Here is a 15,071-nt window from a genome sequence, read left to right as displayed (position 1 = left end):
TTTTGCGACGCAACAATCGGGGGCGACATCAGAGGGTAAGAACCCAGTTCTGGCCGTTCGCCTCGGGGCCGAACATGCGATGTCTCTCCTCGGAGACAAGTCGGAAGCCTGCTTTGACGTAGATGGCGCGGGCGGCTTCCAGCATGTCGTTGGTCCAGAGGGAAAGCTCGCGGTAGCCCTTCTGCCTGCAAAAGCGGATGCATTCGTCGACCAGCAGCTTGCCGAGCCCGAGACCGCGGGCCGATTTGTCGACATAGAGCAGGCGTAGCTTGGCGACGCCGTCGCCGCCATTGGTGACGAGGACCGAGCCGAGATTGATGCCTCCGCGCTCGGCAATCCAGCAATATTCGAGCGCCGGATCGAAATTGGCGAGGAATTTTCCGGCGACCTCGGCGACCAGCGCCTCGAAGCGCAGGTCCCAGCCATATTCCTCGGCGTAGAAGCGGCCCTGGCTCTGGACGATCCAGCCGATATCGCCGGCGCGATGGGGGCGGAGGATGGCCGGCGCCGGTTTGACGGCCGGATCGAGCAGAGCGCGGATGGTGCCCATAGCCGAGACGACAGCCTCCGGTTCGCCGTCGGCCAGCGTGTCGAAACGGGCTGCAATCTGTGCATTGGCGCGCCGGCCGAGTTCCTCGAACTGCTCTCGTCCCTGATCGGTGACAGTGATGACCTGGCTGCGTAGATCGGCCGGGTCGGGGCTGGTCTCGATCAGTCCCTCGGCGCGGAAACGCTTGAGGATGCGGCTGAGATAGGCCGGGTCGAGATGCAGGTCGCGCACGAGGCCGGCCGCGCTGACGCCGTCATGCGAGCCGATCTCAAACAGGATGCGGGCATCGGTCAGCGTAAACGGCGAGTCGAGATAGGCCTTGTTCAAGAGGCCGAGGAAGTTCGTGTAGAAGCGATTGAAATCGCGCGCGGTTTCGATGAGCGGGATATCGGACATGGCGAAAGGTCTCCAAGTGGAGACACCGAGGTTGCCGACAAAACCCGCGACTTCTCTTTCGTCATGCTCCGGCACCCCCCGAGCATCTGCCGTCAGTCGATAGGCAGCAGATCCTCGGCACAAGGCCGAGGATGACACCGGGTGAGATGAGGCGCGTCAACAACTGACAAAAGTCTCCGTATGAAGACTTTTGTCACGCATTTAATGGACTGAGTCAACTAAATTATCGCTGCGATTCAGGCGGCTTCTTCTTCCGTTTTTTTCTCAGCCCCAAAAGCGAACTCGACTGCCGCGCGCGCATGGATCGTCGTCGTGTCGAAGCCCGGCAGCGGCAGGCGGTCAGGATCGAGGATCAGGCAGATCTCGGTGCAGCCGAGGATGATGCTGTCGGCACCTCTTTCCATGGCGCGGTCGATGATCGCGATCAGCTTTTCGCGTGAACTATTGCGCACCCTGCCGGCGCAGAGCTCGTTGAAGATGATGTCGTGCACGGTGGTGCGGTCGGCAGCATCCGGCACCATAATGTCGAGACCGAGGCTCTTCATGCGGTCGGCGTAAAAACCGTGCTCCATCGTGTAGCGGGTGGCGAGCAGCAGCGGGCGTTTGCGGCCGGCGGCATGCAGCGATTTCGCCGTCTCGTCGATAATATGGATCAGCGGCACGGAGATCTTCTTCGCAACCTCGTCAGCGATCAAATGCATGGTGTTGGTGCAGATGAGGACGCAGCCGGCGCCGCCTACCTGCAGGCGCAGAGCCACATCGGCGAGGCGGCGGGCGGCCATGTCCCAGTCGCCGGCCTTCTGAAGCGCGACGATTTCCTCGAAATTGACCGAATGCAGGATGAGCTCCGCCGAAGCGAGGCCGCCTTTGCGGGCGCGCACCATCTCGTTGACGAGACGATAATAGACCGCCGAACTTTCGAAACTCATGCCGCCGATCAGGCCGATCGTTTCCATCACTTTACGCTCCCATGCTTCAACTTCCAAAATCATGCCGCAATCTCGGCGCGGCGTGTTTGCGTTATTTGTCCTTCACGCTTAATGTGTGCTATAAAATTGCGCGATTTTGAAAAATCGCGCAAAATGAAGGCGCAAGGTTGACTTCACACACATGCTGGACGATCGCGACAGACGTATTCTCGACATGCTGCAGACGGATTCAGGCATATCCGTCACCGACCTCGCGGAGCGCGTGGCGCTTTCCGTCTCAGCTTGTTCGCGGCGCATTCAGCGGCTGGAGGAGACCGGCTATATCGCCAGGCGCATCGTCGTGCTCGACCGCGAAAGGATGGGCGTGCCGACCACGGTCTTCGCGCTGGTCAAGACGGCCCATCATTCGGACGAATGGACGGAGAGTTTTCGCAGAATCATCAGAGATATTCCCGAGATCGTCGAGGCGCACCGGTTGACCGGCAATCACGATTACATCCTCAAGATCGTGCTGCCGCGCGTCGAGCATTACGATGTCATCTATAAGCAGATCGTCCGTAAGCTGGAACTTTTCGATGTGTCGGCTTCGATTTCGATGGAAAAGTTGAAGCATGGGATGGCGATACCCGTGGGTTACGCTCGGTGAACAGCGGTATGCTGAAAAGCAGAGTTGGGTCGCCCGAGGAGCCGTTACCCTGACTTCCATCGATAGGAATTGATTTTTCTCGATACGGAACATTTTTCGATGTATTATGTTCACCTTTGGTTCAGGAGGAGGGGAGGATATTTCCTCCTCTTGAAGGAGGAGGAGAACAATCATGAGAAAGCTGACTGTCGTTACGTTATGCTTGATCATGGGTGCCCCCGGCATCACGCCGGCACAGGCGTTTCCGGCTATCAATCCACCCAGGATCGAAGCGCAGCAGCAAATCGAGCATGTGCGATGGCGCGGCCACGGCGGCCACTGGGGTGGCGGCTATTACGGAGGCGGCTATCACGGCCATCATCACCATGGATCGGATTGGGGCTGGGCCTTAGGCGGTCTGGCCGTCGGCACCATCATCGGCGGCGCCTTGGCGCAGCCCTATTACGGCTCGTACTACGGTTCACCCTACGGCTATTACGGCTCGCCCTACGGCTATTACGGCTCGCCTTACCGCTATTATGGCTCGCCGTACCGCTATGGCGGCTATTATGGCCGGCCCTATCGGGCCTATGCATATGGAGGGGGCAGCAGTCACGTGAGCTGGTGCTACTCCCGGTATCGTTCGTACCGGGCGTATGACAATACCTACCAGCCCTATTATGGCCCCCGTCGTCAGTGCGTCGGTCCCTATTGATTGGCACTGACGCCGTCTGCATTATGAGCTGTTTTCAGGCCGCCCAACTTCTTCCGATCCGTTGGGCGGCCTTCTTCGACTGCGATCGGCGCAGGGGAGACATGCCGAAACGGCGGTTGCAACCTTCGCGGCGAAGGCCACATTGGCTCTAAGCGAAATGACGCAGAAGGGCAGGTCATGGGCGATCATCATGTGGTTGTTGTCGGCGGCGGTTTCGGCGGACTGCAGCTCGTCAACGGGTTGAAGGGCGCAGGGGTGAGGATCACGCTCGTCGACCGGCGCAACCATCATCTCTTCCAGCCGCTGCTCTATCAGGTGGCGACGACCATTCTCTCCACCTCGGAAATCGCCTGGCCGATCCGCCGCCTCTATGCCGACCGGCCCGACGTGACCGTGCTGCTCGGCGAAGTCGCCGATGTCGACAGCGGCGCGAAGACGGTTTCGTTACGCAACGGCATGACTCTCGGATACGACACGCTGGTGCTGGCGACCGGCGCGACACATGCCTATTTCGGTCATGACGAATGGGAGCCGGTAGCGCCCGGTCTGAAGACCCTGGAGGACGCGACGACGATCCGCCGGCGGGTGCTTCTTGCGTTCGAGAAGGCGGAGTTGGAGGCCGATCCGCTCGTGCGCGACGCGCTGCTCACCTTCGCCATTGTCGGCGCTGGGCCGACCGGCGTCGAGCTTGCCGGCATCATAGCCGAACTCGCGCATTTCACGCTGCCAAACGAATTCCGCAACATCGATACGCGCAAGACCCGTGTCGTGCTGGTCGAGGCCGGCCCGCGGGTGCTGCCGACCTTCGCCCAGGAGCTTTCGGCCTATGCCCAGAAGGCGCTGGAGAAACTGGGGGTCGAGATCCTCCTCGGCAAGCCGGTGACGGACTGCGGCGCCGACGGCGTGCAGATCGGCGAGACCTTCATCCCGAGCCGGACGATCGTCTGGGCCGCCGGCGTCACAGCTTCGCCGGCAGCTCGCTGGCTCGGCGTGCCGGCCGACCGGGCAGGGCGTGTGGTCGTCGAAGAGGATCTGAGCGCGCCCGGCCTGCCCGATGTCTTCGTCATCGGCGACACCGCCTCGGTGATGCGCGAGGACGGAAAGCCGGTGCCGGGTATCGCACCCGCAGCAAAGCAGCAGGGCGCTTATGTCGCCAAGGTCATCCGCGCGCGTCTTTCGGGCAAGCCGGCGCCGGCGCCCTTCCGTTACCGGCACCAGGGGAGTCTCGCGACGATCGGCCAGAGTGCGGCGATCATCGATTTCGGCCGGATCAAGCTGAAAGGCTGGATTGCTTGGTGGATTTGGGGCCTCGCCCATATCTACTTCCTGATCGGCACCCGCTCGCGCTTCGCTGTCGCCTGGAGCTGGCTGTGGATCTATCTCAGCGGTCAGCACAGCGCCCGGCTGATCACGCAGCGGGAGACGATGCGAGAGGAGGCGTAGGTTTTCTTCTTTTCGTCAGCTGAAGGACGGCGGGAGAGGGCGCGCCGTGTGGCACCCCCCTCTGCCCTGCCGGGCATCTCCCCCACAGGTGGGGAGATCGGCTGGGCGCGATTGTCCCCCAAACAACTACCGCATCGTTATTCGATACAGCAGAGAGGGACCGACGATCCAACCGCTTGTCGATCTCCACCCTTGTGGGGGAGATGGCCGGCAGGGCAGAGGGGGGTGCCACACGGCGCGCCCGCAGCGTAAATCCAATACACCCAAGCTTGACATATCTCTGCACCCAGCCTTAGCATCCCGCCCGCGTCTTTCCACCACCTGGGTGTCGCATCCAGCCGTAACAACGGACAGAGGTTCCAATGCGCCAAGCCACTTCTCACGAAAATCACATTCGGATTTCTGAGAAATTGGTGGTTCATGCGCACTTTGAATCTGGGCATCCTCGCCCATGTGGATGCAGGCAAGACTAGCCTTACCGAAAGACTGCTTTTCCACGCCGGCGTCATCGACAAGCTCGGTAGCGTCGATAGCGGCGATACGCAGACGGACAATCTCGAACTCGAGCGGCAACGCGGCATCACGATCAGGGCCGCGGTGGTGTCGTTTAAGATCGGCGACAGGACCGTCAATCTGATCGATACGCCAGGCCATCCCGATTTCATCGCCGAAGTCGAGCGCGTGCTGGGATTGCTGGATGCCGCGGTCGTCGTCGTCTCGGCGGTCGAAGGCGTGCAGGCGCAGACGCGCGTGCTCGTGCGGGCGCTGCGGCGGCTCGGCGTTCCCTTCATCTTCTTCGTCAACAAGGTAGATCGCCTTGGCGCCCGCCATCAAGAGGTGCTGGAGGCGCTTGCCGCGCAGCTCTCGGTCCGGCCGGTCGCCATGTCTTCGGCCGTTAATGCCGGCACCAAGCTCGCCTGGGTCGAGGCGTTGGCAATAGGTCGTGAGCCGCTTTTTTCCGCGCTTTGCGAGGCGCTCGGGGAAAACGACGAGGCATTGCTCGATGACTATGTGCTCGCTCCCGATCGGCTGACGGAGGAAAGGCTCGGGACGTCCCTGGCAGATCAGGTGGCGCGGGGCCTGATACATCCCGTCTTCGCAGGCGCTGCGATGACCGGCGCCGGCATCTCAGCCCTGGCATCGGCCATTGGGACGATCCTGCCCGAGCGGCGCCCCGATCCGGATGGTCCGGTTGCCGGCAAGATTTTCAAGATCGAGCGCGGCTGGGGCGGGGAAAAGCTGTGCTATCTCTCCCTGACTTCGGGCACGATATGGCTGCGGCAATATCTGGATCTGCCGAAAGGCCCGGGGCGGGTGACGGCGATCCAGCTGTTCGAGGATGGCCGGATCCATGGCGCCGAGAGCCTCCGCGCCGGGCAGATAGCACGAGTCAGCGGCCTGGCGGGAGCGCGGATCGGCGACGCAGTGGGCGGCGATCGGTTTTCCGGCGGGCAGGCTCACTTTGCGCCGCCGACACTCGAAACCCGCGTGCTTGCCCGCCGCCCGTCCGACAAGGCGGCGCTCTGGCTGGCGCTGAACCAGATGGCCGAACAGGACCCGTTGATCAATCTGCGCCGGAACGAAGACACCGACGAGGTCTTCGTATCGCTCTATGGTGAGGTACAGAAAGAGGTTGTCCAGTCGACCCTGCTGGCGGATTACGGCATCGAGGCCAGCTTCGAGGAAAGCACAGTCATTCTGGTCGAGAGGCCTGTGGGAATTGGGACCGGTCTGCAGGTTCTTTTCAAGGAGCCCAATCCGTTTCTCGCCACCGTTGGCCTGGGGGTCGAGCCGCGTCCTCCGGGGGCGGGCAACAGCTTTGCGCTCGAAGTGGATGTCGGCCAGATGCCCGCCGCCTTTTACCGGGCGGTCGAGGAAACCGTGTTCGAAACGCTGAAGCAGGGTATGTCAGGCTGGCAGGTCGTCGATTGCCACGTGGCGATGACGGCGGCCCGGCACAGCTCGCCGGCAAGCACTGCCGCAGATTTCCGGCAGCTGACGCCCTGGGTGCTGGCAACGGCGCTTTCGAACGCGCAGACGGTGCTTTGCGAACCGGTCGACCGCTTTCATCTCGAAACGCCGGCGGAGAGCTTGAGCGGTGTGCTCACCTTGCTTGCGAAATCTGCTGCCATGGCGACGGATTCGGTGATCGCCGATGGCGTCGCTCGGCTGGAAGGCACTATCGCATCTCAGATGGTGCGGAGCGTCCGGCAGCAGTTGCCGGGGTTGACGGGCGGGACGGGGGTGATGGAAACCGCTTTCGATGACTATGCGCCGACCGCTGGCCCGCCGCGCTTGCGCCGGCGCTCGGGGCCCGATCCATTCAACCCTGTCGAATATCTGTTGCGCCTGCGCGGGAATGTCTAGGTCGCGCTCGATTGGGGAACATGGCCCTTCCCCGCCTATTATTATCTCAGAGTCCGGAGGCTTCCATGCCCGATATCAATACGTTTCTCACCTTTTATGTTGCCGTTCTGGCCATTCAGCTGTCGCCGGGGCCGGACATGATGCTTGTCATCGGGCGAGGTGTCGGGCAGGGGCGGCGCACCGCTCTTCTGAACGCGGTCGGCATCACGCTCCTTGCCGGGGCGATCCAGATCTTGTTGCTGATCCTGGGCGTAGCCTCGCTGCTTCAAGCCTCGCCGCTTGCTTTCGACATTCTGCGCTGGGCGGGAGCCGTCTATCTGGTCTGGCTGGGCGTCAAGCTGCTTTGCGGAGCGGGGCGGCATGGCGACGGCGCACGGACTGCGGCGCAGTCCGTCTCGACCGCGGCGGCGCTTCGCGAGGGCACGATCAACAATCTGACCAATCCGAAGGCGCTCGTCTTTCTCTTCGCCTTCCTTCCGCAATTCGTGAACCCTGAGAGTTCCTGGCCGGTGGCGGTGCAGCTTCTTGTTCTCGGGGCGGTGACCAAGCTTTCGAACTTCGTCATCCTCGGCGCCGTCGCATTCGGCGCGGGCGCGTTCGGCGGCTGGCTCTCGCGCCGGCCGATGCTGATCGTTTGGCAGGAGCGGTTCGCCGGTATCGTTATGATCCTCCTCGGTCTTCGCCTTGCCTTTTCAGGGGATGCCCGCCCCGTCCGATAACTGCCATCTTCCATAAAAACAGCCGTCGAAGTCGAGCTTTCCACGACTTCGGCGGCTGCGGCATTTCGCATCAGGGCGGCTGCCTGAGCAGCCGCCTTCCATTACCCTCAGGCCGCCAGCGAGGCGATGTCGATGACGAAGCGGTAGCGGACGTCGCTCTTCAGGACGCGTTCATAGGCTTCGTTGACCTGGTCGATGTTGATCTTCTCGATTTCGGAGACGATGTTGTGCTTGCCGCAGAAATCGAGCATTTCCTGGGTTTCCTTGATCGAGCCGATCATCGAGCCGGAGATGCTCTTGCGGCCGGGAATGATCGAGAAGGCGTGCACCGGGATTGGGTTTTCGGGCGCGCCGACGACCACGAAGGAGCCGTCCACCTTGAGAAGGCCGAGATAGGCGTTCCAGTCGATCTCGGCGCTGACAGTGCAGATGATCAGGTCGAAGGTACCGGCGAGCTTGGTGAAGGTTTCCGGGTCGTTGGTGGCGTAATATTCCTTGGCGCCGAGCTTCAGACCGTCTTCCTTCTTGGAAAGGGTCTGGGAGAGAACGGTGATGTCGGCGCCCATCGCCGAACCCAGCTTGACGCCCATGTGCCCGAGGCCGCCCATGCCGACGATCGCGACCTTCTTGCCGGGACCGGCGTTCCAGTGGCGCAGCGGCGAATAAAGCGTGATGCCGGCGCAGAGCAGCGGTGCGGAGGCGTCGAGCGGAAGGTTGTCCGGGATGGACATGACGTAGCCTTCCTTGACAACGATCGAGTCGGAATAGCCGCCCTGGGTGCGCGTCTTGCCGTCGGCTTCGAAGTCGTTGTAGGTGCCGCAGAGGCCCGGCATATACTGTTCGCGGTCGAGATCGCGCTCGGCGCAGCCGACGCAGGAATCGACGAAGCAGCCGACGCCGACACGGTCGCCGACCTTGAACTTGGTGACGGCGGAGCCGACGGCCGAGACAATGCCGGCGATCTCATGGCCCGGTACGATCGGATAGACGGCGTTCTTCCACTCGTTGCGGACGGTGTGAATATCAGAATGGCAGATGCCGGCGAACTTGATGTCGATGACGACGTCGTCGGGTCTGGGGTCGCGGCGCTCGAAGGTAAAAGGGGTCAGCGGTTTGGAAGCATCGGTCGCGGCATAGCCTCTTGCGATAGGCATGGGAACCATCCTTTTTCGGTTGTGGGGTGGGGTTGAGCGGGATGGCGCACTATTGCCCGGAACGCGGCGAGGGCGTTAGAGTGATCCTCTCAGCTTTTTGCACGATCCTGCAAAAGTGGGGTGCCTGCCTGTTTGAGAAATGTTCCAGACACTCTAAATGACGGCAGTAACGACGGCGTCGAATAGTTGACAGAAAGAGTTGCCGCATGACCTTGCCTTTCAGCCCCTATCAGGAGATCGTCGACCTCGCCATGCGCTTCGCGCCCGGGGACGGCGAGTTCTCGACCGCTGTCGGCAATCTTCATATCAGCCGCAGGTCGAAGCCCAGCGATCCCTTGCACAGCAGCTACCGACCCTGCTTCGCCTTCGTGCTGCAGGGGGCCAAAAGCCTGCAGCTCGGCACGGAAATGATCAGCTACGGCACCGGCGATTATCTCTTGACCTCGCTCGATCTGCCGGTCGCCTGGCGGGTTACGGAGGCAAGTCCCGAGGTGCCGCATCTCTGTCTCGGGATGGCGATTGATTCCGAAAAGCTGCTGGAGCTGCTCAGCCGCATCGATGTTCCGCGCCCGGCCTCCCATACCGACGGGCAGCGCGGAATGGTGGTCAGCGTCGCGCCGCCGGAACTCATGGATGCCGCCGTCCGCCTGCTGCGTTTGCTCGATCGTCCAGGCGACATTCCAGCCATGGCGCCGCTGATCGAGCAGGAAATTCTCTACAGGGTGCTGACCGGGCCGCACGGCGCCCGGCTGATCAACATCGCCACGGCAGACAGTCACAGCAACAGGATTGCCCGCGCCGTCGCATGGCTGAAGGAGAATTTCGCGCGGCCGTTGCGCATCGAAAACCTTGCCGAACGCGTCAATATGAGCGTCTCTTCCTTCCATCACCACTTCAAGTCGGTGACGGCGATGACGCCGGTGCAGTATCAGAAGCAGCTGCGGCTGCACGAGGCCCGACGGCTGATGCTCGTCGAGCGGCTCGATGCGGGCACGGCCGGCCACCGCGTCGGCTATCAGAGCCCGTCGCAATTCAGCCGCGAATACAGCCGCCTCTACGGCGCTTCGCCGGCCCGCGATATCGACGGCGTGCGCGAGATGGTGGCAGCGGAATAGACGCAGGTGGCTCCGGCCAAAGCGCGGTATTAAAGGATGCTTGACGTTTCCCGGCTAGGCTGGCGCCATCAATCAAGCAGGCACCGCCGTTCGCATGACGCAAGCACCGTTTCTTTCCATCGTCGCGCCTTGTCACAACGAGGAAGAGGGCCTGCGTGAATTCTGCCGCCGTGCGGCCGCTGCTGCTCGGAGCGTCGCCGGCGATGCATTCGAGATTATCCTTGTCGATGACGGCTCGTCCGACGGCACCTGGGAGATCATTTCGGAACTGGCGGCAAAAGTTCCGCAGGTGCTCGGCGTTCGCCTCCTGCGCAACCACGGCCACCAGCTGGCGTCGACGGCCGGCCTTTCGGCTTCGCGGGGCGAGCGCGTTCTCCTGATCGACGCCGATCTTCAGGATCCGCCCGAGCTGCTTTTGATGATGATGCCGATCATGGAGCGCGGCGCCGACGTCGTCTACGGCCAGCGCACGCGCCGCGAAGGCGAAACCTGGTTCAAGCTCGCGACTGCTTCGCTGTTCTATCGCGCGCTTTCCAGGCTCGCTTCCGTGACCATTCCGCGCGACACCGGTGATTTCCGGCTGATGCGCCGGCGCGTCGTCGATATCCTGCTGGCGATGCCGGAGCGCGATCGCTTTATCCGCGGCATGGTGAGCTGGATCGGCGGCCGGCAGGTGGCTCTGCCTTATGAGCGGGACGCGCGCCTTGCCGGCTCGACGAAATATCCGCTGCGCAAGATGATCAATTTCGCGCTGGATGCGATCACCAGCTTTTCGACGACGCCGCTACGCATCGCCACATGGCTCGGCATGATCAGCGCCGGCATCGCGATGGCGCTGCTCGTCTATACCTTCGTTCGCTGGCTGCAGGGCGAGACGGTCACCGGCTGGTCGTCCATCATGGCCGCCGTTAGCGCGTTCAGCGCCATCCAGCTGATCTGCATCGGGATCATCGGCGAATATCTCGGCCGTCTCGTCCAGGAGAGCAAGAAGCGGCCGATGTTCATGATCGAAACGATCCTGCGGGGCAGCGAACACGCCGAGCTGCCGACGGTCTTTTCGGAGATGGGAGCCGGCGACAAGCGCGCCGCGCTGGATGCGGCCTTCGGATTCGAAGAGTTGGCATCGTCGCAAAAGAGTAATCGGATCGGATAATGGACCAGATTTCCACACCTGCTGTAGCCGCAGCCGGTTCTGATGAATTGGCAGCCCGGCAGGATTCCACCATTGCGATCGCCGTTTTCGTAGCGTCTGTCGCCATCCTGGTCGTGTTGTTCCGCTTTCCGCCAGTTCTTGATTACGCCAATCACTATGCCCGTATCTGGCTTCTATCCGGAGGCATCGGCGAGCAGCCGTTTCCCGAGATCTATGCGGTCGATTGGAACCGCACCTTCACCAATGTCGGCATCGATCTTCTGGCGATCAGGATAGGGCCCCTTGTCGGCGCGGACAGGCTGGCGCGCGCCTTGCTTTTCCTGGCGATCGTGCTGCCGCCGCTTGGCGCGATCGCGCTGCACCGGACGCTTTTCGGCAGCCGGTCCTACTGGCAGATCGCCATGCTGTCGCTTGGTTGGTGCGCCACCGTGATTGGTGGCTTCATCAATTTCCAGATCGGTCTCGGCATGGCCTTGTTCTTCGCATGCGCCGATCTTCGGCTGCAGCGCCGCAACTTCGCCCTGCTGTTTGCCTGGCGGCTTGCCGCCGCGCTGCTGCTGACGGTGATGCACATCTTCTCGCTCGGCTTCTATATGGCGATCATCTGCGGCCTCGAATTTTCCTGGCGTTTCGACATCTTGCGATCGAAGTCCCGCCTGGTGAGACTCGCCAGTCGGTTAACACCGGCGCTGGGCGCCTGCGTTTTGCCGCCGATTGCACTCTATCTCCGTTCGCCAGCTTTGCCCAACGCCGGTGATAACGGCCTTGCCCTTGCCTGGAATGACAGCGTCGTCCTGATTGTCATGAATGTGCTCTCCGCGATCACCACATACATTCCGGTGGTAGACGTGGTGATGGTTCTGCCATTGATCCTCATCTGCACCCGTGCTTCACGCGCGGGCGATATCCGCGTGCATGCGGGGCTTGCCGTGGCCGCCAGCGGACTGCTGCTGCTCTCTTGTGTTTCGCCTCGCCATATGCTCGGAACCGGATGGATCAGTTGGCGCTTTCCGATCATGACGGCGCTCGTCGCCATGGCGATGGTGTGTCCTTTCGCCAGTCTGGCGCGCCGCCAGGCGCTATTGCTGGCGCTTATCGTCAATCTCGCGGTTTTCGGCCGGACGGGCTGGATCGGTTGGAACTGGTGGCTTGCACAAAAGGACGTCGCTGCCGTAGAGACCGTACTCAAAAAGGTGCCGGTTGGCGCGGCCGTTCTGCCCCTCGGGCATGACCCGAGGATGGTGAGTGGCCTTGCGCACTCCAGCCGGTATTTTTTCTTCAGAGAGGAGACTTTCTGGCATCTGCCGACGCTTGCCACGCCTTTCGCGCATGCGTTCGTGCCGACGCTCTTCACCGCGAACGGCAAGCAGCCGCTATCGGTTCTGACACCATGGTCTGAGATCGCGGTCCCCGAAGGCAATCTGCTGTCGATCGGCGTGCTTTCGTGCCCGGCGATGATGCAGGTCTATGAAAACTTCACACCCTATCTGTCGGACTGGCGCGGGCGTTTCGATTTCATCCTCGTCGCGAACGCCGATATTCCCGACCGCTATGTCGGCACCGCGATGCCGGCTGGTCTGACGCTGATCGAGGATGCCGGTTTCGCCAAGCTCTACGCGATCGACAAGGCGGCGCCGGCAAAACCGCTTTCGATTCCCGCCGGCTGCGCGGCGGCTCTATGACCCGCTGCCTGCCCTGAGATGGAGCGCAAGCTCTCGCGCTTGCCTGGCCGTGTCTTCGTCGCAGACCAGCACGTTGCCGAGGCCGGACAGCAACACGGCGGCGATCGACTGCGCCTTGTTCAGGCCGCCTGACGCGAAGACGACATTGGGAATGGCGCGCAGCGCTTCCAGCTCGGGCGCGATCGCGCATCTGTTGATCGCATGGTCGATCGGCTGCCCCTTCTTATCGACGAACTGGCCGAGCACGTCACCACAGGCACCGGCTGCGAGCAATTCCTCGATGTTGATGTTGCGTGGCAAGCCGTAGCGCATCAGCAGCGAACGCTCGGTCATGTCGCCGATGCTGAGCACGATGACGTCATTGGTCTCGATCTGTCGAAAGGCCGATTCAAAAACATCCTGCCGGATGATTGCCGTCCGCGATTCCGGGCTGCCGGCATAGATCGGTGCAGCAAGATAGGAGCATTCCGCATTGAGCTGGCGGGCAAGGTCGCTTGCAATGTCAAAGGTATTGATTTCGATGCCGTGCGTCAGCCCGCCCATGACCGAATTGACGCAGATATCAGGCCGTCTGAGCGAAGGCATATGCCGCACCATTTCGCGGAGGGTCGCTCCCCACCCGACGCCAACGCCGCGGATATTGCCGGCGTTCAGCAACTGGACGAGATAATCGGCCGCCGCCTGGCCGAGCAGGACGGGAATGAGCTCTTCGTCCTCCGGTGTCGGTACGATGATCGCGCGATTTAGAGAGAATTCCGCCGCCAGCTGCTGCTCCAGGGCGACGCATGAGGTCAGCCGGGAATTGAGGGTAATCGTCACAAGGCCGGATCGGCGAGCCTCGGCGATGATCTTGTTGACGCGAAGCCTGTTGGTCGAAAGCGCTTCTGCGATTTCGCCCTGCGTGCGTCCCTCCATGTAATAGAGCCAGACCACGCGCACCTGCATCTGCTCGTCCGAGAGCGCTACGGGCGCGGAAGAAGCACTTCTGTTCTGTGACATGCGATAATCTGCGCCTCCGCTTCTACGCCATGGATCTCAAATCCCCGGAGCTTGTCAATCGCAGGAGCCCGTCGTCAGCCGCTTCACCTGTCAGTCGGTTCTCCGGCCGGTCGACTTGTTGAAGGGATGCAAGGCTTCCGTGCCTACATGACACGAAATGCGGTCGTTTTCCCGCAGATGTCGATCAGTAGGCACGCTCGCGACGATGCGCTTCCGCTTTCGTCGATGCGCAGATGCACGTTGTTCTCATCGCCGACGGTTTCGATCAATTCGACATGGCCATCGAACCGGAGATCATGCGCCGATCCGGCGCCGAGGCTGATCGAACCGGGTCTGATGCCGACGAGATCCGTGTCTCTCGGAAGCGCGAGGTCGCTGGGGCCGAGTTCATCCAGTTCGATCAGGTTCATCGGCGGAGAACCGATGAAGCCGGCAACGAAGACGGTTTCGGGACGGCGATACACCTCGATCGGTGTCCCGATCTGCTCGATTCGGCCGCCGTTCATGACGACAAGCCTGTCGGCGAGCGTCATCGCCTCGAGCTGGTCGTGCGTCACATAGAGGCTGGTCGTCTTAAGCTGCCGCTGCAACCTCCGAATTTCGACGCGCATTTGCACGCGAAGCTTCGCATCCAGATTGGACAAGGGTTCGTCGAAGAGGAAGGCGGCGGGATCGCGGACGAGAGCGCGGCCCATGGCGACGCGTTGGCGCTGTCCGCCTGAGAGCTGACGGGGGCGTCGCTCGAGAAATTCGCCGATTTCCAGAATGTCGGCGGCGTCAGCGATCCGCCGGTCGATCTCGTGGCGAGGAACGCGGCGGTTCTTAAGTCCGTATTCGAGATTCTGCCGAACGGTCATGTGAGGATAGAGCGCGTAGTTCTGGAAGACCATCGCGATGTTGCGGTCGGCCGGATCGACCTGGCCAACGTCATTGCCTGAAATCCTGATGTGCCCGGAGCTTATGGCTTCCAGGCCCGCAATCATCCGCAGCAAGGTCGATTTTCCGCATCCTGATGGGCCGACCAGCACAATCATTTCGCCGTCCGCGACAGTCAGATTGATGCCTTTCACTGCCGGAACCGGTCCGTAGTTCTTCTTCAGGTCGATCAGTTCGATAGCCGCCATGGTATCCTTCCCCCGAGGTCGTCATACATTTGTAACACGCTATTGACATTTGTAACAAGTGACCCCAACCTTGTTTTATCGCCGCTCTGGGAGGGGTTGA

At 61.7% G+C, this 15,071-nt stretch carries 13 protein-coding genes; 8 read left to right on the top strand and 5 right to left on the bottom strand.

All coding sequences use genetic code 11. The features are described from left to right. Window positions 1–28: 28 nt before the first annotated feature. Both AC13QO_RS12985 and AC13QO_RS12980 read right to left on the bottom strand, forming a co-directional pair. Window positions 29–946: a bifunctional helix-turn-helix transcriptional regulator/GNAT family N-acetyltransferase gene (locus tag AC13QO_RS12985; protein WP_488540823.1), complete on the bottom strand. Its 918-nt coding sequence runs from the start codon at window positions 944–946 to the stop codon at window positions 29–31. Between the two features lie 236 nt (window positions 947–1,182). Continuing rightward, window positions 1,183–1,902 (bottom strand): aspartate/glutamate racemase family protein, encoded by a 720-nt coding sequence (locus AC13QO_RS12980; RefSeq protein WP_085778708.1) that lies wholly within the window; start codon window positions 1,900–1,902, stop codon window positions 1,183–1,185. 154 nt (window positions 1,903–2,056) lie between these two features. On the opposite strand from AC13QO_RS12980, the gene AC13QO_RS12975 reads away from it, so the two are divergent. The 5 genes from AC13QO_RS12975 to AC13QO_RS12955 all read left to right on the top strand — a co-directional run bounded on the left by AC13QO_RS12975 (window position 2,057) and on the right by AC13QO_RS12955 (window position 7,744). After that, complete coding sequence (locus AC13QO_RS12975; protein WP_085778707.1) at window positions 2,057–2,521, top strand: Lrp/AsnC family transcriptional regulator; 465 nt, start codon at window positions 2,057–2,059, stop codon at window positions 2,519–2,521. Between the two features lie 172 nt (window positions 2,522–2,693). Further along, window positions 2,694–3,215: a BA14K family protein gene (locus AC13QO_RS12970; protein WP_085778706.1), complete on the top strand. Its 522-nt coding sequence runs from the start codon at window positions 2,694–2,696 to the stop codon at window positions 3,213–3,215. Between the two features lie 177 nt (window positions 3,216–3,392). Further along, entirely contained in the window at window positions 3,393–4,658 is a 1,266-nt protein-coding gene (locus AC13QO_RS12965) for an NAD(P)/FAD-dependent oxidoreductase (RefSeq protein ID WP_085778705.1), read from the top strand. Between the two features lie 420 nt (window positions 4,659–5,078). After that, window positions 5,079–7,025: a GTP-binding protein gene (locus tag AC13QO_RS12960; RefSeq protein WP_488540822.1), complete on the top strand. Its 1,947-nt coding sequence runs from the start codon at window positions 5,079–5,081 to the stop codon at window positions 7,023–7,025. A 65-nt stretch (window positions 7,026–7,090) separates the two neighbouring features. Continuing rightward, window positions 7,091–7,744 carry a LysE family translocator gene (locus AC13QO_RS12955; protein ID WP_085778703.1) on the top strand — a complete coding sequence of 218 codons (654 nt, stop codon included), beginning with the start codon at window positions 7,091–7,093 and terminating at the stop codon, window positions 7,742–7,744. A 107-nt stretch (window positions 7,745–7,851) separates the two neighbouring features. Here AC13QO_RS12955 and AC13QO_RS12950 read toward each other — a convergent pair whose 3' ends face one another. Then, on the bottom strand, window positions 7,852–8,898 hold the full coding sequence (locus AC13QO_RS12950; RefSeq protein WP_085780122.1) for an NAD(P)-dependent alcohol dehydrogenase: 1,047 nt from the start codon (window positions 8,896–8,898) through the stop codon (window positions 7,852–7,854). 206 nt (window positions 8,899–9,104) lie between these two features. On the opposite strand from AC13QO_RS12950, the gene AC13QO_RS12945 reads away from it, so the two are divergent. The 3 genes from AC13QO_RS12945 (at window position 9,105) to AC13QO_RS12935 (ending at window position 12,848) form a co-directional block, all read left to right on the top strand. Then, the gene (locus AC13QO_RS12945; protein WP_488540821.1) at window positions 9,105–10,013 is read left to right on the top strand and encodes an AraC family transcriptional regulator; all 909 of its coding nucleotides are present in this window, start codon (window positions 9,105–9,107) and stop codon (window positions 10,011–10,013) included. A 94-nt stretch (window positions 10,014–10,107) separates the two neighbouring features. Further along, window positions 10,108–11,166 carry a glycosyltransferase family 2 protein gene (locus AC13QO_RS12940; RefSeq protein WP_085778701.1) on the top strand — a complete coding sequence of 353 codons (1,059 nt, stop codon included), beginning with the start codon at window positions 10,108–10,110 and terminating at the stop codon, window positions 11,164–11,166. Further along, window positions 11,166–12,848: a hypothetical protein gene (locus tag AC13QO_RS12935; RefSeq protein ID WP_085778700.1), complete on the top strand. Its 1,683-nt coding sequence runs from the start codon at window positions 11,166–11,168 to the stop codon at window positions 12,846–12,848. Before AC13QO_RS12940 ends, AC13QO_RS12935 begins: the two co-directional genes overlap by 1 nt. Here AC13QO_RS12935 and AC13QO_RS12930 read toward each other — a convergent pair. Both AC13QO_RS12930 and ugpC read right to left on the bottom strand, forming a co-directional pair. Continuing rightward, window positions 12,843–13,847 carry a sugar-binding transcriptional regulator gene (locus AC13QO_RS12930; protein ID WP_085778699.1) on the bottom strand — a complete coding sequence of 335 codons (1,005 nt, stop codon included), beginning with the start codon at window positions 13,845–13,847 and terminating at the stop codon, window positions 12,843–12,845. The genes AC13QO_RS12935 and AC13QO_RS12930 overlap by 6 nt on opposite strands. 143 nt (window positions 13,848–13,990) lie before the next feature. After that, window positions 13,991–14,971, bottom strand: coding sequence for a sn-glycerol-3-phosphate ABC transporter ATP-binding protein UgpC (ugpC, locus tag AC13QO_RS12925; RefSeq protein ID WP_488540820.1), 981 nt, complete (start codon window positions 14,969–14,971; stop codon window positions 13,991–13,993). Window positions 14,972–15,071: the final 100 nt, after the last annotated feature.

This window comes from Rhizobium sp. CNPSo 3670, from assembly GCF_057784555.1.
This window is presented reverse-complemented; position numbering and strand designations above follow the sequence as displayed.

Excerpts from the sequence above, each read along its gene's own strand:
- AC13QO_RS12930 (WP_085778699.1), bottom strand. The coding sequence starts at position 13,847 with ATGTCACAGAACAGAAGTGCTTCTTCCGCGCCCGTAGCGCTCTCGGAC.
- AC13QO_RS12950 (WP_085780122.1), bottom strand. The coding sequence starts at position 8,898 with ATGCCTATCGCAAGAGGCTATGCCGCGACCGATGCTTCCAAACCGCTG.
- AC13QO_RS12960 (WP_488540822.1), top strand. The coding sequence starts at position 5,079 with ATGCGCACTTTGAATCTGGGCATCCTCGCCCATGTGGATGCAGGCAAG.
- AC13QO_RS12940 (WP_085778701.1), top strand. The coding sequence starts at position 10,108 with ATGACGCAAGCACCGTTTCTTTCCATCGTCGCGCCTTGTCACAACGAG.
- AC13QO_RS12935 (WP_085778700.1), top strand. The coding sequence starts at position 11,166 with ATGGACCAGATTTCCACACCTGCTGTAGCCGCAGCCGGTTCTGATGAA.
- AC13QO_RS12965 (WP_085778705.1), top strand. The coding sequence starts at position 3,393 with ATGGGCGATCATCATGTGGTTGTTGTCGGCGGCGGTTTCGGCGGACTG.
- AC13QO_RS12970 (WP_085778706.1), top strand. The coding sequence starts at position 2,694 with ATGAGAAAGCTGACTGTCGTTACGTTATGCTTGATCATGGGTGCCCCC.
- AC13QO_RS12945 (WP_488540821.1), top strand. The coding sequence starts at position 9,105 with ATGACCTTGCCTTTCAGCCCCTATCAGGAGATCGTCGACCTCGCCATG.
- AC13QO_RS12955 (WP_085778703.1), top strand. The coding sequence starts at position 7,091 with ATGCCCGATATCAATACGTTTCTCACCTTTTATGTTGCCGTTCTGGCC.
- ugpC (WP_488540820.1), bottom strand. The coding sequence starts at position 14,971 with ATGGCGGCTATCGAACTGATCGACCTGAAGAAGAACTACGGACCGGTT.
- AC13QO_RS12975 (WP_085778707.1), top strand. The coding sequence starts at position 2,057 with ATGCTGGACGATCGCGACAGACGTATTCTCGACATGCTGCAGACGGAT.
- AC13QO_RS12980 (WP_085778708.1), bottom strand. The coding sequence starts at position 1,902 with ATGGAAACGATCGGCCTGATCGGCGGCATGAGTTTCGAAAGTTCGGCG.
- AC13QO_RS12985 (WP_488540823.1), bottom strand. The coding sequence starts at position 946 with ATGTCCGATATCCCGCTCATCGAAACCGCGCGCGATTTCAATCGCTTC.